The sequence below is a fragment of the Frigoribacterium sp. Leaf164 genome (assembly GCF_001423665.1).
Lineage (GTDB): Bacteria > Actinomycetota > Actinomycetes > Actinomycetales > Microbacteriaceae > Frigoribacterium > Frigoribacterium endophyticum.
The window spans coordinates 895,201-915,966 of sequence record NZ_LMOX01000003.1; the positions used below are offsets into that span (position 1 = coordinate 895,201).

At 68.4% G+C, this 20,766-nt stretch carries 31 protein-coding genes; 1 reads left to right on the forward strand and 30 read right to left on the reverse strand.

Annotated features, from left to right (window positions below):
- The 7 genes from ASF82_RS12095 to infA all read right to left on the reverse strand — a co-directional run.
- Nucleotides 1-2,737: ExeM/NucH family extracellular endonuclease (locus ASF82_RS12095; protein WP_200932001.1), on the reverse strand; the 2,737-nt coding region annotated here is incomplete at its 3' end.
- Nucleotides 2,738-2,965: 228 nt separating this feature from the next.
- The gene (rplQ, locus tag ASF82_RS12100; protein ID WP_056057336.1) at nucleotides 2,966-3,520 is read right to left on the reverse strand and encodes a 50S ribosomal protein L17; all 555 of its coding nucleotides are present in this window, start codon (nucleotides 3,518-3,520) and stop codon (nucleotides 2,966-2,968) included.
- Nucleotides 3,521-3,571: 51 nt separating this feature from the next.
- Nucleotides 3,572-4,564 carry a DNA-directed RNA polymerase subunit alpha gene (locus ASF82_RS12105; protein ID WP_055799947.1) on the reverse strand — a complete coding sequence of 331 codons (993 nt, stop codon included), beginning with the start codon at nucleotides 4,562-4,564 and terminating at the stop codon, nucleotides 3,572-3,574.
- 189 nt (nucleotides 4,565-4,753) lie between these two features.
- Entirely contained in the window at nucleotides 4,754-5,152 is a 399-nt protein-coding gene (rpsK, locus tag ASF82_RS12110; RefSeq protein ID WP_055799944.1) for a 30S ribosomal protein S11, read from the reverse strand.
- A gap of 45 nt (nucleotides 5,153-5,197) precedes the next feature.
- Complete coding sequence (gene rpsM / locus ASF82_RS12115) at nucleotides 5,198-5,572, reverse strand: 30S ribosomal protein S13 (RefSeq protein WP_056057338.1); 375 nt, start codon at nucleotides 5,570-5,572, stop codon at nucleotides 5,198-5,200.
- A 193-nt stretch (nucleotides 5,573-5,765) separates the two neighbouring features.
- Nucleotides 5,766-5,882 (reverse strand): 50S ribosomal protein L36, encoded by a 117-nt coding sequence (gene rpmJ / locus ASF82_RS12120; RefSeq protein ID WP_043593327.1) that lies wholly within the window; start codon nucleotides 5,880-5,882, stop codon nucleotides 5,766-5,768.
- A 68-nt stretch (nucleotides 5,883-5,950) separates the two neighbouring features.
- A complete protein-coding gene (infA, locus tag ASF82_RS12125; RefSeq protein ID WP_055965022.1) occupies nucleotides 5,951-6,172 on the reverse strand; it encodes a translation initiation factor IF-1 in 222 nt (73 codons plus the stop codon).
- Between the two features lie 179 nt (nucleotides 6,173-6,351).
- Between infA and ASF82_RS12130 the strand changes: the two genes are divergently transcribed.
- A complete protein-coding gene (locus ASF82_RS12130) occupies nucleotides 6,352-7,626 on the forward strand; it encodes an LCP family protein (RefSeq protein ID WP_082514726.1) in 1,275 nt (424 codons plus the stop codon).
- Nucleotides 7,627-7,698: 72 nt separating this feature from the next.
- On the opposite strand, the gene map is transcribed toward ASF82_RS12130, so the two are convergent.
- From map to rpsJ, 23 genes are all read right to left on the reverse strand, one after another.
- Complete coding sequence (map, locus tag ASF82_RS12135) at nucleotides 7,699-8,532, reverse strand: type I methionyl aminopeptidase (protein ID WP_082514608.1); 834 nt, start codon at nucleotides 8,530-8,532, stop codon at nucleotides 7,699-7,701.
- A 4-nt stretch (nucleotides 8,533-8,536) separates the two neighbouring features.
- Nucleotides 8,537-9,157 (reverse strand): adenylate kinase, encoded by a 621-nt coding sequence (locus tag ASF82_RS12140; protein WP_056057346.1) that lies wholly within the window; start codon nucleotides 9,155-9,157, stop codon nucleotides 8,537-8,539.
- Nucleotides 9,154-10,476 carry a preprotein translocase subunit SecY gene (gene secY, locus ASF82_RS12145; protein ID WP_056057350.1) on the reverse strand — a complete coding sequence of 441 codons (1,323 nt, stop codon included), beginning with the start codon at nucleotides 10,474-10,476 and terminating at the stop codon, nucleotides 9,154-9,156. Before secY ends, ASF82_RS12140 begins: the two co-directional genes overlap by 4 nt.
- A 69-nt stretch (nucleotides 10,477-10,545) precedes the next feature.
- A complete protein-coding gene (gene rplO, locus ASF82_RS15310; protein ID WP_082514609.1) occupies nucleotides 10,546-11,172 on the reverse strand; it encodes a 50S ribosomal protein L15 in 627 nt (208 codons plus the stop codon).
- On the reverse strand, nucleotides 11,172-11,354 hold the full coding sequence (gene rpmD / locus ASF82_RS12155) for a 50S ribosomal protein L30 (RefSeq protein ID WP_082514610.1): 183 nt from the start codon (nucleotides 11,352-11,354) through the stop codon (nucleotides 11,172-11,174). Before rpmD ends, rplO begins: the two co-directional genes overlap by 1 nt.
- Nucleotides 11,354-12,112, reverse strand: a complete 759-nt coding sequence (rpsE, locus tag ASF82_RS12160; RefSeq protein ID WP_056057353.1) for a 30S ribosomal protein S5 — start codon at nucleotides 12,110-12,112, stop codon at nucleotides 11,354-11,356. The genes rpmD and rpsE overlap by 1 nt, the downstream gene beginning before the upstream one ends.
- Nucleotides 12,109-12,480, reverse strand: a complete 372-nt coding sequence (gene rplR, locus ASF82_RS12165) for a 50S ribosomal protein L18 (protein ID WP_056057355.1) — start codon at nucleotides 12,478-12,480, stop codon at nucleotides 12,109-12,111. Before rplR ends, rpsE begins: the two co-directional genes overlap by 4 nt.
- A 2-nt stretch (nucleotides 12,481-12,482) precedes the next feature.
- Entirely contained in the window at nucleotides 12,483-13,019 is a 537-nt protein-coding gene (gene rplF / locus ASF82_RS12170; protein ID WP_056057359.1) for a 50S ribosomal protein L6, read from the reverse strand.
- A 6-nt stretch (nucleotides 13,020-13,025) separates the two neighbouring features.
- The gene (gene rpsH / locus ASF82_RS12175) at nucleotides 13,026-13,424 is read right to left on the reverse strand and encodes a 30S ribosomal protein S8 (RefSeq protein ID WP_056057362.1); all 399 of its coding nucleotides are present in this window, start codon (nucleotides 13,422-13,424) and stop codon (nucleotides 13,026-13,028) included.
- Nucleotides 13,425-13,565: 141 nt separating this feature from the next.
- On the reverse strand, nucleotides 13,566-14,153 hold the full coding sequence (rplE, locus tag ASF82_RS12180; protein ID WP_056057365.1) for a 50S ribosomal protein L5: 588 nt from the start codon (nucleotides 14,151-14,153) through the stop codon (nucleotides 13,566-13,568).
- Nucleotides 14,153-14,512, reverse strand: a complete 360-nt coding sequence (gene rplX / locus ASF82_RS12185; protein WP_056057368.1) for a 50S ribosomal protein L24 — start codon at nucleotides 14,510-14,512, stop codon at nucleotides 14,153-14,155. Before rplX ends, rplE begins: the two co-directional genes overlap by 1 nt.
- Nucleotides 14,513-14,515: 3 nt before the next feature.
- The gene (gene rplN / locus ASF82_RS12190) at nucleotides 14,516-14,884 is read right to left on the reverse strand and encodes a 50S ribosomal protein L14 (RefSeq protein ID WP_056057371.1); all 369 of its coding nucleotides are present in this window, start codon (nucleotides 14,882-14,884) and stop codon (nucleotides 14,516-14,518) included.
- A 34-nt stretch (nucleotides 14,885-14,918) separates the two neighbouring features.
- Nucleotides 14,919-15,215, reverse strand: a complete 297-nt coding sequence (rpsQ, locus tag ASF82_RS12195) for a 30S ribosomal protein S17 (RefSeq protein WP_056057373.1) — start codon at nucleotides 15,213-15,215, stop codon at nucleotides 14,919-14,921.
- A complete protein-coding gene (gene rpmC, locus ASF82_RS12200) occupies nucleotides 15,215-15,538 on the reverse strand; it encodes a 50S ribosomal protein L29 (protein WP_056057376.1) in 324 nt (107 codons plus the stop codon). The genes rpsQ and rpmC overlap by 1 nt, the downstream gene beginning before the upstream one ends.
- The gene (gene rplP / locus ASF82_RS12205; RefSeq protein WP_056057379.1) at nucleotides 15,538-15,957 is read right to left on the reverse strand and encodes a 50S ribosomal protein L16; all 420 of its coding nucleotides are present in this window, start codon (nucleotides 15,955-15,957) and stop codon (nucleotides 15,538-15,540) included. The genes rpmC and rplP overlap by 1 nt, the downstream gene beginning before the upstream one ends.
- Nucleotides 15,958-15,959: 2 nt before the next feature.
- A complete protein-coding gene (gene rpsC / locus ASF82_RS12210) occupies nucleotides 15,960-16,739 on the reverse strand; it encodes a 30S ribosomal protein S3 (RefSeq protein WP_056057382.1) in 780 nt (259 codons plus the stop codon).
- A complete protein-coding gene (rplV, locus tag ASF82_RS12215; protein WP_055799894.1) occupies nucleotides 16,739-17,131 on the reverse strand; it encodes a 50S ribosomal protein L22 in 393 nt (130 codons plus the stop codon). Before rplV ends, rpsC begins: the two co-directional genes overlap by 1 nt.
- Nucleotides 17,132-17,155: 24 nt before the next feature.
- The gene (gene rpsS, locus ASF82_RS12220; RefSeq protein ID WP_056057385.1) at nucleotides 17,156-17,437 is read right to left on the reverse strand and encodes a 30S ribosomal protein S19; all 282 of its coding nucleotides are present in this window, start codon (nucleotides 17,435-17,437) and stop codon (nucleotides 17,156-17,158) included.
- A 12-nt stretch (nucleotides 17,438-17,449) separates the two neighbouring features.
- Nucleotides 17,450-18,289 (reverse strand): 50S ribosomal protein L2, encoded by an 840-nt coding sequence (gene rplB, locus ASF82_RS12225; RefSeq protein WP_056057388.1) that lies wholly within the window; start codon nucleotides 18,287-18,289, stop codon nucleotides 17,450-17,452.
- 19 nt (nucleotides 18,290-18,308) lie between these two features.
- Entirely contained in the window at nucleotides 18,309-18,608 is a 300-nt protein-coding gene (gene rplW, locus ASF82_RS12230) for a 50S ribosomal protein L23 (RefSeq protein ID WP_056057391.1), read from the reverse strand.
- Nucleotides 18,605-19,270, reverse strand: coding sequence for a 50S ribosomal protein L4 (gene rplD, locus ASF82_RS12235; protein ID WP_056057395.1), 666 nt, complete (start codon nucleotides 19,268-19,270; stop codon nucleotides 18,605-18,607). Before rplD ends, rplW begins: the two co-directional genes overlap by 4 nt.
- Before the next feature lie 3 nt (nucleotides 19,271-19,273).
- Nucleotides 19,274-19,930: a 50S ribosomal protein L3 gene (gene rplC, locus ASF82_RS12240; protein ID WP_056057397.1), complete on the reverse strand. Its 657-nt coding sequence runs from the start codon at nucleotides 19,928-19,930 to the stop codon at nucleotides 19,274-19,276.
- Between the two features lie 10 nt (nucleotides 19,931-19,940).
- Nucleotides 19,941-20,249 (reverse strand): 30S ribosomal protein S10, encoded by a 309-nt coding sequence (gene rpsJ, locus ASF82_RS12245; protein WP_043593369.1) that lies wholly within the window; start codon nucleotides 20,247-20,249, stop codon nucleotides 19,941-19,943.
- Between the last annotated feature and the right edge of the window lie 517 nt (nucleotides 20,250-20,766).

The window sequence follows — 20,766 nt, forward strand, 5'->3', positions numbered from 1 at the left end:
GCACCGTGCCGCCGGCGGCCATCAGCGCCAGGGCGAGCACCGCCCAGCCGAGGACCCCGTCCGAGCCGGTGTAGGCCAGGCCCGAGCGGGTCGGGGCGGAGGCGACGGGGGCGCTGCCGGCCGGAGCCGTGCCCGCGCCCGTGCCGGCACCCGCGCCGGCACCGGGCGCGACCGGCGTGGCCGGGTCGGTCGGCACCGGGGTCGGCGCGACGACGTCGGCGAGCAGGTCGACGCCGACGACGACGGGGTCGTGGTCGCTGGCGCGGAACTGGTCGAGCTGGAGCAGGTCGCGCACGTTGTAGTTGAAGCGGCTGTACTCGAGGCCGACCGACTCACCCGAGTTGATGTTCCAGATGTCGACGCCCGTGACGGCCTCGAGGGCGGCGGGCGAGGCCAGCACGTGGTCGAGCGAGCCGCTCAGGCCGCTGAACACGTAGCTGTACTCCTCGCCGTCCTCGGTCGAGCCGAGGTCGGTGAAGCCGGCGGTGCGCAGCACCTCGATCGGGTCCTCCTGCGAGTAGGCGTTGAAGTCGCCGAGCAGGAACACCTTGTCGGTGCCGACGGCGGCCTCGCGCTCGGCGGCGAAGGCCACGAGGGCGTTCGCCTGGTTCACGCGGGAGGCGTTCGAGCCGCCCTGGCCGTCTCCCAGGTCCGCATCGGCGCCGGACCCGCTGCCCTTCGACTTGAAGTGGTTCGCGATGGCGAGGATCGTCGAGTCGACGTCGCCGCCGACGGGGCGGAACGCCTGGGCGAGGGGCTGACGCGCGTTGCTGAACGCCGCAGAGCCCGTGAGGATGCTCGAGTCGCCGACGCTCTCGACCACGCCGGCCTTGTAGATGAACGCGAGGCGGATGACGTCCTCGTTGGCCGGCAGGGCGGCGGGCGACGGGACGAACTCCCAGACGTCCGACCCGGCGTCGGCGTTGAGGGCGTCGACCAGGATCGACAGGGCCGAGTCGCGGTCCTTGCCGAAACGGGCGGAGTTCTCGATCTCCTCCAGCGAGACGACGTCGGCGCCGAGGGCGTTGATCGCCGTGACGATCTTGGCCTGCTGCCGCTGCAGGTCGTCCTGGTTCGCCGCGCCGCGGGCGTCGCAGCCGCTGTTGACGGTGACGGGGTCGCCGGCACGGTCGCGGTAGTAGGTGCAGCCGGTCAGCGAGTCGCCGGTGGTCGGGAAGTAGTTCAGCACGTTGAAGCTGGCGAGCCTGACGTCGCCGCCGACCTCACGGGGAGCGTCGGTGCGGACGTTCTCGAAGGTGACGGGCAGGTCGGCGTACGCGACGTCGCCCGTGACGCGGCTGGTGGGCTGGTACTTCCAGGCCGAGTTCCGGAAGTCGAGGACCACCGGCTCGGTGAAGGCCACCGAGGCACCGACCGTGACCGGGTTCTCGTTCGACAGGTACGGCACCGGGATCGACTGGTTCGCCGCGGTGAGGAAGTTCGTGGTGGCACCGTCGTCGAGCGTCACGGCCCGAGCGGCGTTGTCGGCGATCGTCGCCGCGTACTTCGCGCTGCCGGGGCGTCCGACCTCGGTCGGCTGGATCAGCGGGGTGCTGCCCGACGCGAGCGCCACCTCGCCGTACTGGTTCGTCGTGTAGGTGTCCGCGACCGTGAACTCGCCCTGCGGCAGCAGGAGCATGCTCTCGAGCGACTCGCGCTGCGCGTCCGTGGCGGGGAACCCGACCGTGGCCGGCGCCGGGGCGACGACGGTGGAGGCGTCCAGCTGCGTGACCTGGTCGGTGCCGTCGACCGTCAGCTCGGTCAGCCCGAAGAACTCGGTGACCTCGCCGACGAGCTCGACGTAGTCGCCGACCTCCACCGAGGAGGCGGTGGCCGAGGAGTACACGAAGACCGCGTCCGACGAGAGGTGCGTCGAGAGGTCGAGCGCGCCTCCGGTGCCCGGGGTCTGGACGACGTAGCCGTCCAGGCCGCCGGTCGGGTACGTCGCCGTCACGACGCCGCGGGTGGTGACGGTGCGGCCCGCGTAGGGGCTCGTGTCGGTGACGCCCTGCAGCTGCGCCACGGTGACGTCCGCCTCCGACACCGGCGGGGTCGGCGGCACGGGCGGAGTGGGCGTCGTGCCGGTGCTCGCGGCGTTCTGCGGCGTGATCTGGCCCTGCTGGACGAAGTCGGCCGCGTTGACGTCGGTGTCGGAGAACGCCGTGCGGACGTACGAGGTCGGGACGGGGTTGGCCGAGCCCACCTCCGCCGCCGTCGTCTCGAACGTGTTCGACGTCCCGTAGCCGAGAGCGTCGACCACGCCGGGCGTCGCGGTGGAGATCGACCCCGCCGGGAGGGCCAGGGCGGTCGTCGTGCTCGCCAGCACGAGGGTGCCGCTGGCACCGCCGGGATTGACCGTCGTGACGACGTCGGGCGTCGGCAGCGGCGCGCCCGTGGTCCCGTTGGACGACATCTGCACGAGCAGGTAGCCGCCGGGCGCGATCGACCCGCTCAGGGCCCCCACGCCGGTGAACGTGCCGCTCGACGTCGCCGAGCGGTACTGGATCGACCAGCCCGCGACGGAGACGGAGGCGGTGGTCGGGTTGTAGAGCTCGACGAACTTGTTCGCGAACGGAGCGTTCATGCTGCCGCCCTTGAGGTAGGCCTCGTTGATGACGACGCCGGTGCCGCCGGGGGCCGCGGAGGCGGCGACGGGCACGAGCGGAGCGAGGCAGAGGGCGAGGCCGGCCGCGAGGGCGGCGGCCGTGACCGGGGTGTGACGGGAGCGCGGGGACATGTGTTCCTTCAGCTGGCGGGAGGTGACCCACCGACGCTACGGTCCACAGCCTCCTCAGGGGTTTCTGCCATGTGACGCGTAGGTGAACGACACCTGTTCGGGGGACGCGCGCGTCCGCCGAAGGCCCCACACCCCGCGATCGACGACGGGCGTCGCCCGCGGGCGGACGACGGAGGGCCCGTCACCTCGCGGTGACGGGCCCTCCGGGCGGTGCGGTGGAGCTCGCTGCTACTTGTCGTCCGACTTCGCGGCGGCGTCGGCCTCGACCTCGGCGGCGGGGGCCGTCTCGGTCTCGGACTCGACCGGAGCCGACTCCTCGACGGTCTCGGGCTCCTCGACGGGCGCCTCCTCGACGACGGGCTCCTCGACGGGCGCGGCGGCCGCGGGCGTCGAGCTCTTCGACGACTTGACCTTGGGGGTCACGGGCTCGAGGACGAGCTCCATCGACACCATCGACGCGTTGTCGCCCTTGCGGAAGCCGAGCTTCGTGATGCGGGTGTAGCCGCCCTCACGCTGGTCGACCAGGGGAGCGATCTCCGTGAAGAGGATGTGCGCGGCGTCCTTGTTGTTGCGCAGGGTCTGCATGACGCGACGACGCGAGTGCAGGTCGCCGCGCTTGGCGAAGGTCACGAGGCGCTCGGCGACGGGACGGAGGCGCTTGGCCCGCGTCTCGGTCGTCTTGATGCTCTTGTGCTCGAAGAGCGAGGCCGCGAGGTTGGCGAGCATGAGGCGCTCGTGCGCCGGTCCGCCTCCGAGACGGGGACCCTTGGTGGGCTTGGGCATGATTGATGGTTCCTAGCTGTCGAAGATGATCAGGGCGGGGACGGACGAGACCTAGTTGGTCTCTTCCTCGTCGTAGCCGCTGTAGAAGTGGGCTCCGTCGAACCCGGGGACCGTGTCCTTGAGCGAGAGACCGAGCTCCACGAGCTTGTCCTTCACCTCGTCGACCGACTTCTGACCGAAGTTGCGGATGTTCATGAGCTGCGTCTCTGAGAGGGCGACGAGCTCGGACACCGTGTTGATGCCCTCGCGCTTGAGGCAGTTGTAGCTGCGCACGGAGAGGTCGAGGTCCTCGATCGGCGTCTGGAGCTCGCTGGAGAGGACGGCGTCGACCGGCGCGGGGCCGATCTCGATGCCCTCGGCGGCGGTGTTGAGCTCACGGGCCAGGCCGAACAGCTCGGTCAGCGTGCGACCGGCCGACGCGATGGCGTCGCGGGGCGAGATCGCGGGCTTGGTCTCGACGTCGACCACGAGGCGGTCGAAGTCGGTGCGCTCACCGGCACGGGTGGCCTCGACGCGGTACGTCACCTTGAGGACGGGCGAGTAGATCGAGTCGATCGGGATCTGACCGGCCTCGCTGAACTCCGAGCGGTTCTGCACGGCCGACACGTAGCCGCGGCCACGCTCGATCGTGAGCTCGAGCTCGAACTTCGCCTTGTCGTTGAGCGTCGCGATGACGAGCTCGGGGTTGTGGATCTCCACGCCGGCGGGGGCCGAGATGTCGGCCGCCGTGACCTGACCGGCACCCTGCTTGCGCAGGTACGCCGTGATGGGCTCGTCGTGCTCGCTCGAGACGACGAGCTGCTTGATGTTCAGGATGACCTCGGTGACGTCTTCCTTGACACCGGGGACCGTCGTGAACTCGTGCAGCACACCGTCGATGCGGATGCTGGTGACAGCGGCTCCGGGGATCGACGAGAGCAGGGTGCGACGCAGCGAGTTGCCGAGGGTGTAGCCGAAGCCGGGCTCGAGGGGCTCGATGACGAACCGCGAGCGGAACTCCGAGATGTTCTCCTCGGTGAGGGTGGGGCGCTGTGCAATGAGCACTGGTGGATTCCTTTCGGCGAAGAGTCCGCTATATGACTCTTGGCGGTACGACAGGTGGCTGGCCCGTCGGGTCTGTTGAGTTGTGGGGGCTCCCGGCGAGGGAGCCGGAGGCGCGGTGAACGCGGGTGAGCCCGTCGCGCCTCCGGGCCCTGCGAACAGGGCGGGGAGGCGCGACGGGCATCGACTCAGTTAGACGCGACGACGCTTCGGCGGGCGGCAGCCGTTGTGCGCCTGAGGGGTGACGTCGTTGATCGACCCGACCTCCAGGCCGGCGGCCTGGAGCGAGCGGATCGCCGTCTCGCGGCCGGAACCCGGCCCCTTGACGAAGACGTCGACCTTCTTGACGCCGTGCTCCTGCGCCTGGCGGGCGGCCGACTCGGCGGCCAGCTGCGCGGCGAAGGGCGTCGACTTGCGCGAGCCCTTGAAGCCGACGGCTCCCGAGGAGGCCCAGCTCAGCACGGCACCCGAGGGGTCCGTGATCGACACGATCGTGTTGTTGAACGTGCTCTTGATGTGGGCCTGGCCCACGGCGACGTTCTTCTTCTCTTTGCGGCGGGGCTTACGCGCGGCCGACTTCGGTGCTGCCAATTTTTTCTCCTACAACCTAGAGGCGAGTACGGCGGGAGCCGGGGCCTAGCGAGCCTTCTTCTTGCCGGCGACGGTGCGCTTCGGGCCCTTGCGGGTACGAGCGTTCGTCTTGGTGCGCTGGCCGCGCACAGGCAGGCCGCGGCGGTGGCGGATGCCCTCGTAGCTGCCGATCTCGACCTTGCGGCGGATGTCGGCGGCGACCTCGCGACGGAGGTCGCCCTCTACCTTGAAGTTGCCCTCGATGTGGTCGCGGAGAAGGACGAGCTGGTCGTCCGTGAGGTCCTTGACGCGGATGTTGCCGTCGATCTCGGTCTCGGCGAGAGTCTTGAGCGCGCGGGTGCGGCCGACTCCGTAGATGTAGGTCAGTGCGACTTCCACGCGCTTGTCGCGCGGGATGTCAACGCCTGCTAGACGTGCCATGGTGGCTTCTCCTCAGAGAGTGGTGGAGGTCTGTCACAGCGCCGGTGCCCGGGCCTCCGCCCCGGGGTGTCCCCCGCGCCTCCTGCCTGGCTGCTGCCGGCGGTGCGGGTTCTGGTGCTGCTCTGTCTTGTGGTGCTGTGGAGCCCTCGAGGGGCTCCGGCCTCTGTCCGACCGCGCGGGGCGGCCGGTCAGATCAACCCTGGCGCTGCTTGTGGCGCGGGTTGCTCTTGCAGATGACCATGACGTTGCCCTTGCGGCGGATCACCTTGCAGTGCTCGCAGATGGGCTTGACGCTGGGGTTGACCTTCATCGTTGTTTCCTTGATCTCGCTGGCTTCGTGCCCCACGGGTGCGTGGGGCCGTTCCTTTCCAGCACGCCCTACTTGTAGCGGTAGACGATCCGGCCGCGGGTCAGGTCGTAGGGGCTGAGTTCGACGATCACCCGGTCTTCGGGGAGGATGCGGATGTAGTGCTGACGCATCTTGCCGGAGATGTGGGCGAGAACTTTGTGCCCGTTGCTGAGCTCAACGCGGAACATCGCGTTGGGCAGAGCTTCGACCACTGCGCCTTCGATTTCGATGACACCGTCTTTTTTGGCCATAGCCTCACTGTCGCTAAGAATTGGGAGTGTTGGTCGTGCGGGGATGCGGTGCCGCAGGCACAGAAGTGACCTGGGAACACCAAAGATCGATCCTAGGTCCTCCCGCTACACTTCAGCAACCCGCCCGTCGACCCGACACGCCGAGTCGAGGGTGATGACGCCGACCCGTGGAGCCCACGATGCCCTCTCCCCGCCGCTCGCCCCGCACCCGGGGCGTCGCCCGTCACGGGCGCCTCCGACGACGTCGCCCCGTCGGTTCCCTCCTCACCGGCCTCGCTGCGGCGCTGGCCGTCCTGCTCGTCAGCGGCGCCTCCCTGTCGGCCATCGCCGCCCGGCAGCTGACGTCGTCGGTGACCTCGGTGGCCCTCGGCAACGAGACCTCGGTGCCGGAGGAGGGCATCGGCGCGATGCCCGGGGGCGCGAACGTGCTGCTCATCGGCAGTGACCAGCGCGACCCGGGCAGCGCCGTGGACGCCGGCGTCGTCGACGGGGTCCGGAACGACGTCAACATCCTCGTCCACCTGTCCGAGGACCACAGCCAGCTCACCGCCGTCAGCTTCCCCCGCGACCTCATGATCGACCGGCCGGCCTGCACGGGCGACGACGGCACCGCCCACCCCGCCGCGGCGTACCAGCAGTTCAACTCGCTGTACGAGCTGGGCGGGGTCAGCTGCACCGTCGCCGCCGTGGAGGGCCTGACCGGCCTCAGCGTCTACTACGCCGGCATGATCACCTTCGACGGCGTCATCGAGATGTCGAACGCCCTCGGCGGCGTCGACGTCTGCGTGACGCAGCGCATCCGCGACACCGACACGGGGCTCGACCTGTCGGCCGGCACCCACTCCCTCCAGGGCAAGGACGCCCTGGAGTTCCTGCGCACCCGGCACGGCGTGGGCGACGGCAGCGACCTGGCCCGCATCAGCTCGCAGCAGGTCTTCCTCTCGTCGATGATGCGCAAGATCATCTCCGGGGGCACCCTCGGCAGCCCGACGACGCTCTACAAGCTCGCCTCGGCGGCCCTCGGCAACATGACCCTCTCGACCTCGCTCAGCAGCCCGGACACCCTCGTCTCGCTGGCGTTGGCGCTGAAGGACCTCACGCCGGCCGACATCGTCTTCGTCCAGTACCCCGTCGTCGACGACCCCGACCAGGCAGGGCGAGTCGTCCCCTCCGAGGCGGACGCGGCGACGCTGGAGGCCGCCCTCCAGGCCGATCAGTCGTTCACCCTCGGCGACGACGCGGCCGGGCGCGGGTCCACCGTCGACGAGTCCGTGCCCGCACCGGAGGCCGCGGCTCCCCCGGCGGAGACGTCTGCCCCCGAGGCCGGGGCGACCGCCCCGGCCACCGAGGGCGCACCGACCGCGACGACACCGGCCACCACGACGCTCCCGTCCACCATCACGGGCCAGACGGCCGCCGAGTCGACCTGCTCGGTCGGGTCGTCGCGAGGCTGACGCCGACACGGCGACGCCCCCTCGAGCCGAGGCTCGTGGGGGCGTCGCAGGCCGGTGCCGAGGAGGCGCGGGTCAGGCGATCGGGACGGGCACGACCCCGAGGGGCGCCAGCTGGGCTGCTCCCCCGTCGTGTGCGGTGAGCACCCAGATCCCGCCCTCGTGCACGGCGACCGAGTGCTCCCAGTGCGCCGCGGAGCTGCCGTCCACGGTGGTGACGGTCCAGTCGTCGTCCTCGGTGACGGTGTCGATGCCGCCGAGGGTGATCATGGGCTCGATGGCCACGACCAGACCCGGCTTGACCGCCGGGCCGCGCCCCTTGACGCGGTAGTTGAAGACCGGCGGGTCCTCGTGCATGGAGCGCCCGATGCCGTGGCCGACGTAGTCCTCGATGATCCCGAAGCTGCCGCGCGACTCCACGTACTCCTCGACGGCGTCGCCGACCTCGTTGAGGTGACGAGCCGACGCCAGGGCAGCGATGCCGTGCCAGAGGGCCTGCTCGGTGACGTCGGACAGCAGCCGTCGCTCGGCGACGAGCTCGGGGCGGCTCGGGTCGTCGAGCACGAAGGAGCGTGCGCTGTCGCCGTTCCAGCCGTCGACCTCCGCCCCGCTGTCGACGGAGACCAGGTCGCCGGGCTCGAGGGCGCGGTTGCCGGGGATGCCGTGCACGACCTCGGCGTTCACCGAGGTGCACACGGTGTTGCGGTAGCCCGGCACGAGCATGAAGTTCGGCACGCCGCCACCGTCACGGATGGTGCGCTCGGCGATCGCGTCGAGCTCGCCGGTGGTGATGCCGGGGCGCAGCGCGGCAGCGACCGCGTCGAGCGATCGCGCCGTGAGCACGCCGGGCGCCGCCATGGCGCGCAGTTCGTCCCGGGTCTTGTAGATGCCCGGCTTGCGGAAGGCCACCCGGCTAGGAGGCGGCGGCCGTCGAGCGGAAGCCGCGCTCGCCCAGGGCGGCGTCGATGCGCTCCGCGACCTGCTCGATGGTGCCGAGGCCGTCGACCTCGACGACCAGGCCCCGCGACCGGTAGCTCTCCAGCAGAGGAGCGGTCTCGCGCAGGTAGACGTCCTGGCGGTGCCGGATGGCGTCCTCCGTGTCGTCCGAACGCCCCTGGTCGAGGGCCCGCTTGCGCAGCCGCTCGACGATCTCGTCGCGGTCGGCCACCAGCAGGATCACGGCCTCGAGCGCCTGCCCCTTGCCGGACAGGTAGTCGTCGAGGAACCCGACCTGCTGCAGCGTGCGGGGGTAGCCGTCGAGCAGGAAGCCCTGCGCCGCGTCGCTCTGGTCGAGCCGGTCGGAGACGAGCTCGTTCGTGAGGCTGTCGGGCACGTAGTCGCCGGCGTCCATGATCGTCTTGACCTTGACGCCCAGCTCGGTCTCGTCACGGACGTTGGCACGGAAGATGTCGCCGGTCGAGATCGCCGGCACCCCGAGGGTCTCCGCGATCTGGGTCGCCTGCGTGCCCTTGCCGGCGCCGGGAGGGCCGACGATCAGGAGGCGCGGGCTGGGCCCGGTCTCGCCCCCCGTCACTTGAGGAGCCCCTCGTAGTGACGCTGCTGCAGCTGCGAGTCGATCTGCTTGACCGTCTCGAGACCGACGCCGACGATGATCAGGATGCTCGCGCCTCCGAACGGGAAGTTCTGGTTGGCGCCGACCGTGGCCAGGGCGATCAGCGGGATGAGCGCGATGATGCCGAGGTAGAGCGAGCCCGGCAGGGTCACGCGCGTCAGGACGTAGTCGAGGTACTCGGCGGTCGGGCGCCCGGCCCGGATGCCGGGGATGAACCCGCCGTACTTCTTCATGTTGTCGGCGACCTCTTCGGGGTTGAAGGTGATCGCGACGTAGAAGTACGTGAAGCCGACGATGAGGGCGAAGTACAGCGCCATGTAGAGCGGGTTGTCGCCGGAGGTGAGGTTCGCCTGGACCCACGCCACCCACGCCGGGGGCGCGGTGCCGTCGGAGGGCTGGTTGAACTGGGCGACGAGCGCGGGCAGGTACAGCAGCGACGAGGCGAAGATGACGGGCACGACGCCGGCCATGTTGACCTTGATCGGGATGTACGTGTTGTTGCCGCCGTACGTGCGCCGCCCGACCATGCGCTTGGCGTACTGCACGGGGATCCGCCGCTGGGACTGCTCGACGAACACGACCGCGGCCATGATCACGAGCCCGACGGCGATCACCATGAGGAAGATCTCGAAGCTGCGCGCCTGCGCGATGCTCCAGAGGGCGGTGGGGAAGCGGGCCGCGATCGAGGTGAAGATCAGGAGCGACATGCCGTTGCCGATGCCGCGCTCGGTAATGAGCTCGCCCATCCACATGATGAGGCCGGTGCCGGCGGTCATGGTGATGACCATGAGCATGACGGCGTACCAGGCGTCGTTGGTGATGAGCTGCTGGCACTCGGCCGCGCCGGAGCCGGCGAACAGCGCGCCGGAGCGGGCCACGGTGATCAGGGTCGTCGACTGGAGGATGCCCAGCGCGATCGTGAGGTACCGGGTGTACTGCGTCAGCTTCGCCTGGCCCGACTGGCCCTCCTTGTAGAGGGTGTCGAAGTGGGGGATGACGACGCGGAGCAGCTGCACGATGATCGACGACGTGATGTAGGGCATGATGCCCAGCGCGAAGACCGAGAGCTGCAGCAGGGCGCCGCCGCTGAAGAGGTTGACGAGCTCGTAGAGGCCCGAGGTGCCCTGGTTGCCGGCGAGGCACAGCTGCACGTTCTGGTAGTCCACGAACGGCGAGGGGATGAACGACCCCAGCCGGAAGAGCGCGATGATGCCGAGAGTGAACCCGATCTTTCGGCGAAGGTCGGGCGTGCGCATGATGCGCGCGACAGCTCTGAACATGTGGGGCCTCCCGGCATGAAGGATAGACGACTGAAAGGGGTGGCCCTGTCGGACCACCCCCTCAGGTGATTACTTGGAGACGGTCCCGCCGGCGGCGACGATCTTCTCTTCGGCAGAGCCGGAGACCTTGTCGACCGCCACGGTGAGAGCGACGCTCAGGTCGCCCTGTCCGAGGACCTTGACCTTCTCGTTCTTGCGGACGGCACCCTTGGCGACCAGGTCGCCGACGGTGACCTCACCGCCCTGCGGGTACAGCTCGCCGAGCTTCTCGAGGTTGACCACCTGGTACTCGACGCGGAACGGGTTCTTGAACCCGCGCAGCTTCGGAGTGCGCATGTGGAGCGGCATCTGACCGCCCTCGAAGCCGACCTTGACCTGGTACCGGGCCTTCTGGCCCTTGGTGCCACGTCCGGCCGTCTTGCCCTTCGAGCCCTCACCGCGACCCACGCGGGTCTTGGCCGTCTTGGCACCGGGAGCCGGACGGAGGTGGTGGACCTTGAGGACCTGCGGGCGGGCGACGTCCGCCGACTGACCGGCCGAGGCCGACTTCGTCGAGGTCGTCGTCGAGGCGGCGGCCGAGGAGGCCGTCGACTTCTTGGTCGTCGCCTTGGGGGCGGCGGCCTTGGTGGTGGTCGCCTTGGCGGCGGCCTTCTTCGGAGCGGCCTTCTCGGCGGCGCCGTTCTTCTCGTCAGCCATTAGTCAATCTCCTCGACCTTCACGAGGTGGGCGACCGTGTTGACGTAGCCGCGGTTCTGCTTGGTGTCCTCGCGCACGACCGACTGGCCGATGCGCTTGAGGCCCAGGCTCCGCAGCGTGTCACGCTGGTTCTGCTTCTCGCTGATTACGGACTTGATCTGGGTCACCTTGAGCTGGGCCATCAGGCACCTGCCTTCTCGGTCGCAGCGGCCTTGGCCGCCTGCTCGGCGCGGGCCATGAAGGCCGGCATCACGGCGTCGATGTCGAGGCCGCGGCGAGCGGCGACGGCACGGGGCTCCTCGAGCTGCTTGAGGGCCTCGACGGTCGCGTGGACGATGTTGATGGTGTTCGACGAGCCGAGCGACTTGCTCAGGACGTCGTGGACACCGGCGCACTCGAGCACGGCGCGGACGGGACCACCGGCGATGACTCCGGTACCGGCCGAGGCCGGACGCAGCATGACGACGCCGGCAGCGGCCTCACCCTGGACGGGGTGCGGGATCGTGTTGCCGATGCGGGGGACGCGGAAGAAGTTCTTCTTCGCCTCCTCGACGCCCTTGCTGATGGCCGTGGGGACCTCGCGGGCCTTGCCGTAGCCGACGCCGACGAGCCCGTTGCCGTCTCCGACCACGACGAGCGCGGTGAAGCTGAAGCGACGACCGCCCTTGACGACCTTCGACACGCGGTTGATCGTGACGACGCGCTCCAGGAACTGGCTCTTGTCGTCACGGTCGCCACGGCCACGGCCGCCGGCGTTGCGGTCTCCGCGACCCTGGCCGCCACGACGGTCGGTGCGACCGCCCTCGCGGTTGTTGGACTCCGAGCCGGCAGCCGTCTCGACGGGGCGCTCGACGACGGCCTCGGCCGGAGCCTTGACCGTCTCGGTCGCCGCGACCGCGTCGGTCTCTGCGGGGGGAGTGGTGTTCGTAGCGTCGCTCACAGGTTCAAACCAGCCTCTCGGGCGCCTTCGGCGATGGCCGCGACGCGTCCGGCGTACTTGTTGCCGCCGCGATCGAACACGACGGCCTCGATGCCCGCGGCCTTGGCGCGCTCGGCGACGAGCTCGCCGACCTTGCGGGACTTCGCGGTCTTGTCACCGTCGAAGGTGCGCATGTCGGCCTCGAGGGTCGATGCGCTGGCGACGGTGAAGCCCTTGCTGTCGTCGACGACCTGCACGAACACGTGCCGGGCCGAACGGGTGACGACGAGACGGGGGCGCTCTTCGGTGCCCACGACCTTCTTGCGCAGGCGGGTGTGACGGCGCTTGGTGGCGGCCGACTTGCTCTTTCCTCGTGTACCGAGACCCATGATTACTTACCTGACTTTCCGGCCTTGCGGCGGACGACCTCGCCGGCGTAGCGAACGCCCTTGCCCTTGTAGGGCTCGGGCTTGCGCAGCTTGCGGATGTTGGCAGCGACTTCGCCGACTGCCTGCTTGTCGATGCCGACGACGGTGAGCTTGTTGTTGCCCTCGACCGTGAAGCTGATGCCCGCGGGCGGCTCGACGGTGATCGGGTGCGAGTAGCCGAGAGCGAACTCGACGTTGGAGCCCTTGGCCTGCACGCGGTAACCGGTGCCGACGACCTCGAGGCCCTTGGTGTAGCCCTGGGTCACGCCGATGATCTGGTTGGCGATGAGGGTACGGGTCAGGCCGTGGAGCGACCGCGACTCACGCTCGTCGTCGGGACGCGTCACGACGACGGTGCCCTCCTCGAGCGCAGCTTCGATGGGGCTCTTGACGACGAGCGACAGCTCGCCCTTGGGGCCCTTGACGGTGACGCCCTGGCCGTCGATCTTCACGTCGACCCCGGCAGGGATCGAGATGGGGAGTCTTCCGATTCGAGACATGACGAATTACCACACGTAGGCGATGACTTCTCCGCCCACGCCCTTCTTCTCGGCCTCACGGTCGGTCAGCAGACCGGAGGAAGTCGACAGGATCGCGACGCCGAGGCCGCCGAAGACCTGCGGGATCTCGGTGGACTTCGCGTAGACGCGGAGGCCCGGCTTCGAGACGCGCTTGATGCCCTTGATCGAGCGCTGGCGCTCGGGGCCGTACTTGAGGTCGATCGTGAGGGTCTGGCCGACGCGAGCGTCTTCGACCTTCCACGAGTCGATGAAGCCCTCACGCTGGAGGATCTCCGCGATGTGGGACTTGAGCTTGCTGCTGGGGAGCGACACGGTCTCGTGGAACGCCGAGTTCGCGTTGCGCAGTCTGGTCAGCAGGTCTGCGACCGGATCTGTCATCGTCATGCGGTGTACTTCTTCCTCATCGGGTTTCGCCATCCGGTACACCGGGTGTCGACCTTGATGATCGGGTGGTCGTGGAGCGGTTCTCCACGACCTCAGGGGAACGGTCGGCAACTCCGGTGAGGAGTTGCCGACCGAACGATCTTAGTTGGCCTGGTCGGCCGTGCGGAACGGGAAGCCGAGAGCCTTGAGCAGAGCCCGGCCCTCGTCGTCGTTCTTCGCGGTGGTGACGACGGTGATGTCGAAGCCGCGGACACGGTCGATGCGGTCCTGGTCGATCTCGTGGAACATGCTCTGCTCGTTGAGACCGAACGTGTAGTTGCCGTTGCCGTCGAACTGACGGTCGCTCAGACCGCGGAAGTCGCGGATGCGGGGCAGCGCGAGCGACAGCAGGCGGTCCAGGAACTCCCAGGCACGGTCGCCGCGCAGTGTGACGTGCGCGCCGATCGGCTGGCCCTCGCGCAGCTTGAACTGCGCGATGGACTTGCGGGCCTTGGTGACCTGGGGCTTCTGGCCGGTGATCGCCGTGAGGTCCTTGATGGCCCCGTCGATGATCTTGCTGTCGCGGGCGGCCTCGCCGACACCGGTGTTCACGACGATCTTGACCAGGCCGGGGACCTGGTGGACGTTCGTGAAGCCGAAGTCGCTCTTCAGCTGCGGCAGGATCTCCGCGCGGTACTTCGCCTTGAGGCGCGGCAGCGCCGCAGGCGTGGTGGTGGTGGTGTCAGTCATCAGAGGTTCTCTCCCGACGCCTTGGCGTAACGGACGCGGACGGTCTTGGTGACGCCGCCCTTGGTGACCGTCTCTTCACGGAAGCCCACGCGGGTCGGCTTCTTGGTCTTGGGGTCGACGAGCGCGACGTTCGACACGTGGATCGGGGCCTCGAAGGTCTCGATGCCGCCGGTCTTGGTGCCGCGCTGCGTCTGGCCGACGCGGACGTGCTTCGTGACGAAGTTCACGCCCTCGACGACGACACGGTTGCGCTCCACGAGCACCTCGAGGACCTTGCCCTGCTTGCCGCGGTCTCCGCCGCGGGCCTGCGAGGCTCCGCTGATGACCTGCACGAGGTCACCCTTCTTGATGTTTGCCATGACTTAGATAACCTCCGGCGCCAGCGAGATGATCTTCATGAACTTCTTGTCGCGAAGCTCGCGACCGACCGGCCCGAAGATGCGGGTACCACGGGGGTCCCCGTCGGCCTTCAGGATCACTGCGGCGTTCTCGTCGAACTTGATGTAGGAGCCGTCCGGACGACGGACCTCCTTCTTGGTGCGGACGATGACCGCCTTGACGACGTCGCCCTTCTTCACGTTGCCACCGGGGATGGCGTCCTTCACCGTGGCGACGATGACGTCGCCGAGGCCGGCGTAGCGACGGCCGGAGCCACCGAGCACGCGGATGGTGAGGATCTCCTTGGCACCGGTGTTGTCGGCGACCTTGAGGCGGGATTCCTGCTGGATCACTTCTGTCTCCTTCTGCTCAAGCAGGCCGCCAGGCCTACTTGGCCCTCTCGAGGATCTCGACCAGGCGCCAGCGCTTGGAGGCGCTGAGCGGACGGGTCTCGTTGATCACGACGAGGTCGCCGACGCCGGCCGCGTTGGCCTCGTCGTGGACCTTGACCTTGGAGGTGCGGCGGATGACCTTGCCGTACAGGGGGTGCTTCACGCGGTCCTCGACCTCGACGACGATGGTCTTGTCCATCTTGTCGCTGGTCACGTAGCCACGACGGGTCTTGCGGTAACCGCGGACCTCGACAGCTGCCGAGTCGACCTCGGTCTTGTTCTCGGTAGCCATTACTTCTCCTCGGCGGTCTCGGCGACGGGCGCCTCGTCGGCGGCGGCAGCCTTCTTGGTCGACTTCTTGGTCGCCTTGGGGGCGGCCTCGACCGGGGCGGGGGTGGCACGGATGCCGAGCTCGCGCTCACGCAGGACCGTGTAGATGCGAGCGATGTCGCGCTTCACGGCACGCAGGCGGCCGTGGCTCTCGAGCTGACCGGTGGCCGACTGGAAGCGCAGGTTGAACAGCTCTTCCTTGGCCTTCTTCAGCTCATCGACGAGACGCTCGTCTTCGAAAGTGTCGAGCTCGACAGGACGGAGCTCCTTGGAACCGATCGCCATTATGCGTCGCCCTCCTCGCGCTTGATGATGCGTGCCTTGAGGGGCAGCTTGTGGATTGCACGAGTGAGCGCCTCCTTGGCGACCTCCTCGCTGACGCCGCTGAGCTCGAAGAGCACGCGACCCGGCTTGACGTTCGCGACCCACCACTCGGGCGAGCCCTTGCCGGAACCCATGCGGGTCTCGGCGGGCTTCTTCGTGAGCGGACGGTCGGGGTAGATGTTGATCCACACCTTGCCGCCACGCTTGATGTGACGCGTCATGGCGATACGAGCGGACTCGATCTGACGGTTGGTCACGTAAGCGGGCGTGAGGGCCTGGATGCCGTACTCACCGAAGCTGACCTTGGTGCCACCAGTGGCCTGGCCGCTACGGCCGGGGTGGTGCTGCTTGCGGTGCTTGACACGACGGGGGATAAGCATGGTTACGCCTCAGCTCCTGTGGTGGCGGGTGCCTTCTGCTCGCGGGGAGCGCGGTCGCCCCCGCCGCGGCGGGCGCCGTCACGGTCGTTGCGGCGCTCGGGGCGAGACGACTTCTGGTTCGCCTGCTCGCGCGCGAGCTCCTTGTTGGTGATGTCGCCCTTGTAGATCCAGACCTTCACACCGATGCGACCGAAGGTCGTCTTGGCCTCGTAGAAGCCGTAGTCGATGTTGGCGCGGAGCGTGTGCAGGGGCACGCGGCCCTCGCGGTAGAACTCCGAGCGGCTCATCTCGGCGCCGCCGAGGCGACCCGAGACCTGGATCCGGACGCCCTTGGCGCCGGCGCGCTGGGCGCCCTGGAGGCCCTTGCGCATGGCACGACGGAACGCCACGCGAGCAGCGAGCTGCTCGGCGATGCCCTGGGCCACGAGCTGAGCCTCGGCCTCGGGGTTCTTGACCTCGAGGATGTTCAGCTGGATCTGCTTGCCGGTGAGCTTCTCGAGGTCGCCGCGGATGCGCTCGGCCTCGGCGCCACGACGACCGATCACGATGCCCGGACGGGCGGTGTGGATGTCGACGCGGACGCGGTCACGGGTGCGCTCGATCTCGATCTTGGCCACGCCGGCGCGGTCGAGCGAGGTCTTGAGCAGGGTGCGGATCTTAATGTCCTCCGCGACGTAGTCGCTGTAACGCTGACCCGCCTTGGTGCTGTCGGTGAACCACCGCGACACGTGGTCGGTGGTGATGCCCAGACGGAAGCCGTACGGGTTGACCTTCTGGCCCATTACTTGCTCGCCTTCTTCGTAGCGTCTGCTGCCTCGACCTCATCCGGCGTCGCGAGGACGATCGTGATGTGGCTCGTGCGCTTCAGGATCTGGAAGGCACGACCCTGGGCACGCGGCTGGAACCGCTTGAGGGTTGCGCCCTGGTCGACGAATGCACGGCTCACGTAGAGGTCCTGCTCGTCGAGGTAGCTGTTGTCCTTGTCCGCCTTCACACGGGCGTTGGCCATGGCCGACGCGACGAGCTTGTAGACGGGCTCGCTCGCGCCCTGCGGCGCGAACTTCAGGATGGCCAGGGCCTCGAGGGCCTGCTTGCCGCGGATCAGGTTGACGACGCGACGGGCCTTCATGGGGGTGACGCGGATGTGACGCACGCGTGCGATCGACTCCACCATTTCTCTCCTCCTTACGTCGCCGCGTTAGCGGCGACGACCCTTCTTGTCGTCCTTCACGTGACCACGGAAGGTACGGGTGGGCGCGAACTCGCCGAGCTTGTGGCCGATCATGCTCTCGGTCACGAACACGGGGATGTGCTTGCGACCGTCGTGCACCGCGATGGTGTGGCCGAGCATGTTCGGGACGATCATCGACCGGCGGGACCAGGTCTTGATGACGTTCTTGGTGCTGGCCTCGTTCTGCGTGACGACCTTGCGAAGCAGGTGGTCATCGACGAAGGGGCCCTTCTTAAGACTGCGTGGCATCTTCTACAACTCCTACTTACGCTTCTTGCCAGCGTTACGACGGCGGACGATGAGCTTGTCGCTCTCCTTGTTGATGTGGCGGGTGCGGCCCTCTTTCTGGCCCCACGGGCTGACCGGGTGGCGACCACCGGAGGTCTTGCCCTCACCACCACCGTGCGGGTGGTCGACCGGGTTCATGGCGACACCACGGACGGTCGGGCGGACGCCCTTCCAGCGCATGCGGCCGGCCTTGCCCCAGTTGATGTTCGACTGCTCGGCGTTGCCGACCTCACCGATGGTGGCGCGGCAGCGGGCGTCGACGTTGCGGACCTCGCCCGACGGCAGGCGGAGCTGCGCGTAGGGGCCGTCCTTGGCGACGAGACGCACCGAGGCGCCGGCCGAGCGGGCCATCTTCGCGCCGCCGCCGGGCTTGAGCTCGATGGCGTGGATGACGGTACCGACCGGGATGTTCTTGAGCGGCAGGTTGTTGCCGGGCTTGATGTCGGCGCCGGGGCCCGACTCGACGATGTCGCCCTGCGACAGCTTGTTCGGAGCGATGATGTACCGCTTCGTGCCGTCGACGAAGTGCAGGAGCGCGATGCGCGCCGTGCGGTTGGGGTCGTACTCGATGTGAGCGACCTTGGCGTTGATGCCGTCCTTGTCGTTACGACGGAAGTCGATCACGCGGTACTGGCGCTTGTGGCCACCACCGATGTGACGCGTCGTGATGCGGCCGGCGTTGTTGCGGCCACCGCTCTTGGACAGGGGACGCAGCAGCGACTTCTCGGGCGTGGAACGCGTGATCTCCGCGAAGTCGGAGACCGACGAACCGCGACGACCAGGAGTCGTGGGCTTGTAGTTACGAATAGCCATTTTGTCTTCCCTCCGGGCCCTAGCCGACAGCCGTGAAGATGTCGATGGTGCCCGACTTGAGCGTCACGATGGCGCGCTTGGTGTCCTTGCGCTTGCCGGTGCCGAAGCGCGTGCGGCGGGTCTTGCCGACACGGTTCAGCGTGTTGATGCTGTCGACCTTGACGTTGAAGATCTTCTCGATGGCGAGCTTGATCTCGGTCTTGTTCGATCGCGGGTCCACCGTGAAGGTGTACTTGCCCTGGTCGATCAGGGAGTAGCTCTTCTCGGAGACGACGGGCGCGATGATGACGTCGCGAGGGTCCTTGCCGTAGCCGCTCATGCGGTGGCCTCCTTCTGGCGCTTCGAGGCGACGAAGCCGTCGAAGGCGCTCTTCGTGAAGACGATGTCGTCGCTGACGAGCACGTCGTAGGCGTTGAGCTGGTCGTACGTGATCACGTGGACCGTGGGCACGTTGCGGACGCTCTTGCGGGTCAGCAGGTCGTCGCGGTCGATGACGACCAGGACGTGCTTGCTCGACGCGATGGTCGAGAGCAGGTCGAGGGCGACCTTGGTGGAGATCGTGTCGGCGACGAAGCTCTCGACGACGTGCACGCGGGCGCCGCGGGCACGGTCGGACAGAGCACCGAGGAGGGCCGCGGCGATCATCTTCTTGGGGGTGCGCTGCGCGTAGTCACGCGGCTGCGGACCGTGGACGACGCCACCGCCGGTCATCTGGGGAGCGCGGATCGAGCCCTGACGAGCGCGACCGGTCCCCTTCTGCTTGAACGGCTTGCGGCCGGCGCCGGAGACCTCGCCGCGACGCTTGGTCTTGTGCGTGCCCTGACGAGCGGCGGCCTGCTGAGCGACGACGACCTGGTGGATGAGCGGGACGTTGGTGACGACGTCGAACAGCTCGGCGGGGAGCTCGACCGTGGTGCCGGTCGAGGCGCCCTTGGCGTCGATGACGTCGACCGTGGTGGCCGATGCGGTAGTGGTGGCCATGAGCTACTTCCCCTTCACGGCGGTGCGGACGAAGACGATGCGGCCACGAGCACCGGGGACGGCGCCCTTGACGAGCAGCAGACCCTTCTCGGCGTCGACGGCGTGCACCGTGAGGTTGAGGATGGTGACGCGCTCTCCACCCATGCGACCGGCCATGCGCATGCCCTTGAAGACACGGCTGGGGGTCGACGAAGCACCGATGGAACCGGGCTTGCGGTGGTTGCGGTGGGCACCGTGCGAGGCGCTGACGCCCTTGAAGTTGTGTCGCTTCATGACACCGGCGAAGCCCTTGCCCTTGGAGGTGCCGACGACGTCGACCTTCTGGCCGGCCTCGAAGGTGTCGACCGTGATCTCCTGGCCGAGCGCGTACTCGGCGGCGTCGGCGGTGCGGACCTCGGTGAGGTGGCGGCGGGGCGTGACGCCCGCGGCGTCGAAGTGGCCCGTGGAGGGCTTGTTCGACTTGCGGGGGTCGATCTGGCCGGCGGCGATCTGGACGGCGCTGTAGCCGTCCTTCTCGAGCGAGCGGATCTGGGTCACGACGTTGGGAGCGATCTCCACGACGGTGACGGGGACGAGCTTGTTGTTCTCGTCCCAGACCTGGGTCATGCCGAGCTTCTTGCCGAGCAGGCCCTTGACGTTCTTGGTGGCGCTGACAGTCATGGTCGCCCCCCTACAGCTTGATCTCGATGTTGACGTCGGCCGGGAGGTCGAGGCGCATGAGCGAGTCGACGGCCTTGGGGGTCGGGTCGACGATGTCGATCAGACGCTTGTGGGTGCGCTTCTCGAAGTGCTCGCGCGAGTCCTTGTACTTGTGGGGCGAACGGATCACGACGACCACGTTCTTCTCCGTCGGCAGCGGCACGGGGCCGACCACGGTGGCGCCCGCGCGGGTGACCGTGTCGACGATCTTGCGCGCGGAGGTGTCGATGACCTCGTGGTCGTACGACTTGAGTCGGATGCGGATCTTCTGTCCCGCCATGTGTGGCTCTCTCTCGTTCGGACGTCGCGCACCTCGGGGGCCGCCTGACGCTGTTTGCTGGGCAAACATCTGGCACGACGTGTCTCTCGCGTACCGCTGTTCTCGTGTGAAGCCATCTCGGACCCCAGCGAGCCGTGGCTCGAGCGTGTCGGTGGCACGAGGGTGGCCCGGGGAGGGCAATCTTCGCTGTCACCGCCGCGCAGAGCTGTGCCCGAGGGCCAGCGCGCTGGAGATTCCGTTGTGAGATGTGTCCTGCTACCCGCGGCCCAGGCGACGAACGCCTGTGCACTGCCTGGCAGTGATCCGGGGCTCGGCGCTCGGCCGACCCGGAATGTTGAACTAGACGATTTTGCCACACGCGTGCATTTGCTGCAACCCGGGCGTGTCGCGGATCCGGGCGACCCCGGCGAGGGGGCCGTGACGCACGGGAGGCGCGGTGCGAGTGGTCTCGCACCGCGCCTCCTCGAGGGCCGGTCGTCAGGCCGTCGCGACCTCCGCCGGGCGGAACCACGGCGGG

Bases quoted from the DNA above. Each gene is read 5' to 3' on its own strand.
- rplQ (WP_056057336.1), bottom strand. From the start codon at position 3,520: ATGCCCAAGCCCACCAAGGGTCCCCGTCTCGGAGGCGGACCGGCGCAC.
- rpsM (WP_056057338.1), bottom strand. From the start codon at position 5,572: ATGGCACGTCTAGCAGGCGTTGACATCCCGCGCGACAAGCGCGTGGAA.
- rpmJ (WP_043593327.1), bottom strand. From the start codon at position 5,882: ATGAAGGTCAACCCCAGCGTCAAGCCCATCTGCGAGCACTGCAAGGTG.
- infA (WP_055965022.1), bottom strand. From the start codon at position 6,172: ATGGCCAAAAAAGACGGTGTCATCGAAATCGAAGGCGCAGTGGTCGAA.
- ASF82_RS12130 (WP_082514726.1), top strand. From the start codon at position 6,352: ATGCCCTCTCCCCGCCGCTCGCCCCGCACCCGGGGCGTCGCCCGTCAC.
- secY (WP_056057350.1), bottom strand. From the start codon at position 10,476: ATGTTCAGAGCTGTCGCGCGCATCATGCGCACGCCCGACCTTCGCCGA.
- rplO (WP_082514609.1), bottom strand. From the start codon at position 11,172: ATGGCTGACGAGAAGAACGGCGCCGCCGAGAAGGCCGCTCCGAAGAAG.
- rpmD (WP_082514610.1), bottom strand. From the start codon at position 11,354: ATGGCCCAGCTCAAGGTGACCCAGATCAAGTCCGTAATCAGCGAGAAG.
- rplR (WP_056057355.1), bottom strand. From the start codon at position 12,480: ATGGGTCTCGGTACACGAGGAAAGAGCAAGTCGGCCGCCACCAAGCGC.
- rplF (WP_056057359.1), bottom strand. From the start codon at position 13,019: ATGTCTCGAATCGGAAGACTCCCCATCTCGATCCCTGCCGGGGTCGAC.
- rpsH (WP_056057362.1), bottom strand. From the start codon at position 13,424: ATGACGATGACAGATCCGGTCGCAGACCTGCTGACCAGACTGCGCAAC.
- rplE (WP_056057365.1), bottom strand. From the start codon at position 14,153: ATGACTGACACCACCACCACCACGCCTGCGGCGCTGCCGCGCCTCAAG.
- rplX (WP_056057368.1), bottom strand. From the start codon at position 14,512: ATGGCAAACATCAAGAAGGGTGACCTCGTGCAGGTCATCAGCGGAGCC.
- rpsQ (WP_056057373.1), bottom strand. From the start codon at position 15,215: ATGGCTACCGAGAACAAGACCGAGGTCGACTCGGCAGCTGTCGAGGTC.
- rpmC (WP_056057376.1), bottom strand. From the start codon at position 15,538: ATGGCGATCGGTTCCAAGGAGCTCCGTCCTGTCGAGCTCGACACTTTC.
- rplP (WP_056057379.1), bottom strand. From the start codon at position 15,957: ATGCTTATCCCCCGTCGTGTCAAGCACCGCAAGCAGCACCACCCCGGC.
- rpsC (WP_056057382.1), bottom strand. From the start codon at position 16,739: ATGGGCCAGAAGGTCAACCCGTACGGCTTCCGTCTGGGCATCACCACC.
- rplV (WP_055799894.1), bottom strand. From the start codon at position 17,131: ATGGTGGAGTCGATCGCACGCGTGCGTCACATCCGCGTCACCCCCATG.
- rpsS (WP_056057385.1), bottom strand. From the start codon at position 17,437: ATGCCACGCAGTCTTAAGAAGGGCCCCTTCGTCGATGACCACCTGCTT.
- rplB (WP_056057388.1), bottom strand. From the start codon at position 18,289: ATGGCTATTCGTAACTACAAGCCCACGACTCCTGGTCGTCGCGGTTCG.
- rplW (WP_056057391.1), bottom strand. From the start codon at position 18,608: ATGAGCGGCTACGGCAAGGACCCTCGCGACGTCATCATCGCGCCCGTC.
- rplD (WP_056057395.1), bottom strand. From the start codon at position 19,270: ATGGCCACCACTACCGCATCGGCCACCACGGTCGACGTCATCGACGCC.
- rplC (WP_056057397.1), bottom strand. From the start codon at position 19,930: ATGACTGTCAGCGCCACCAAGAACGTCAAGGGCCTGCTCGGCAAGAAG.
- rpsJ (WP_043593369.1), bottom strand. From the start codon at position 20,249: ATGGCGGGACAGAAGATCCGCATCCGACTCAAGTCGTACGACCACGAG.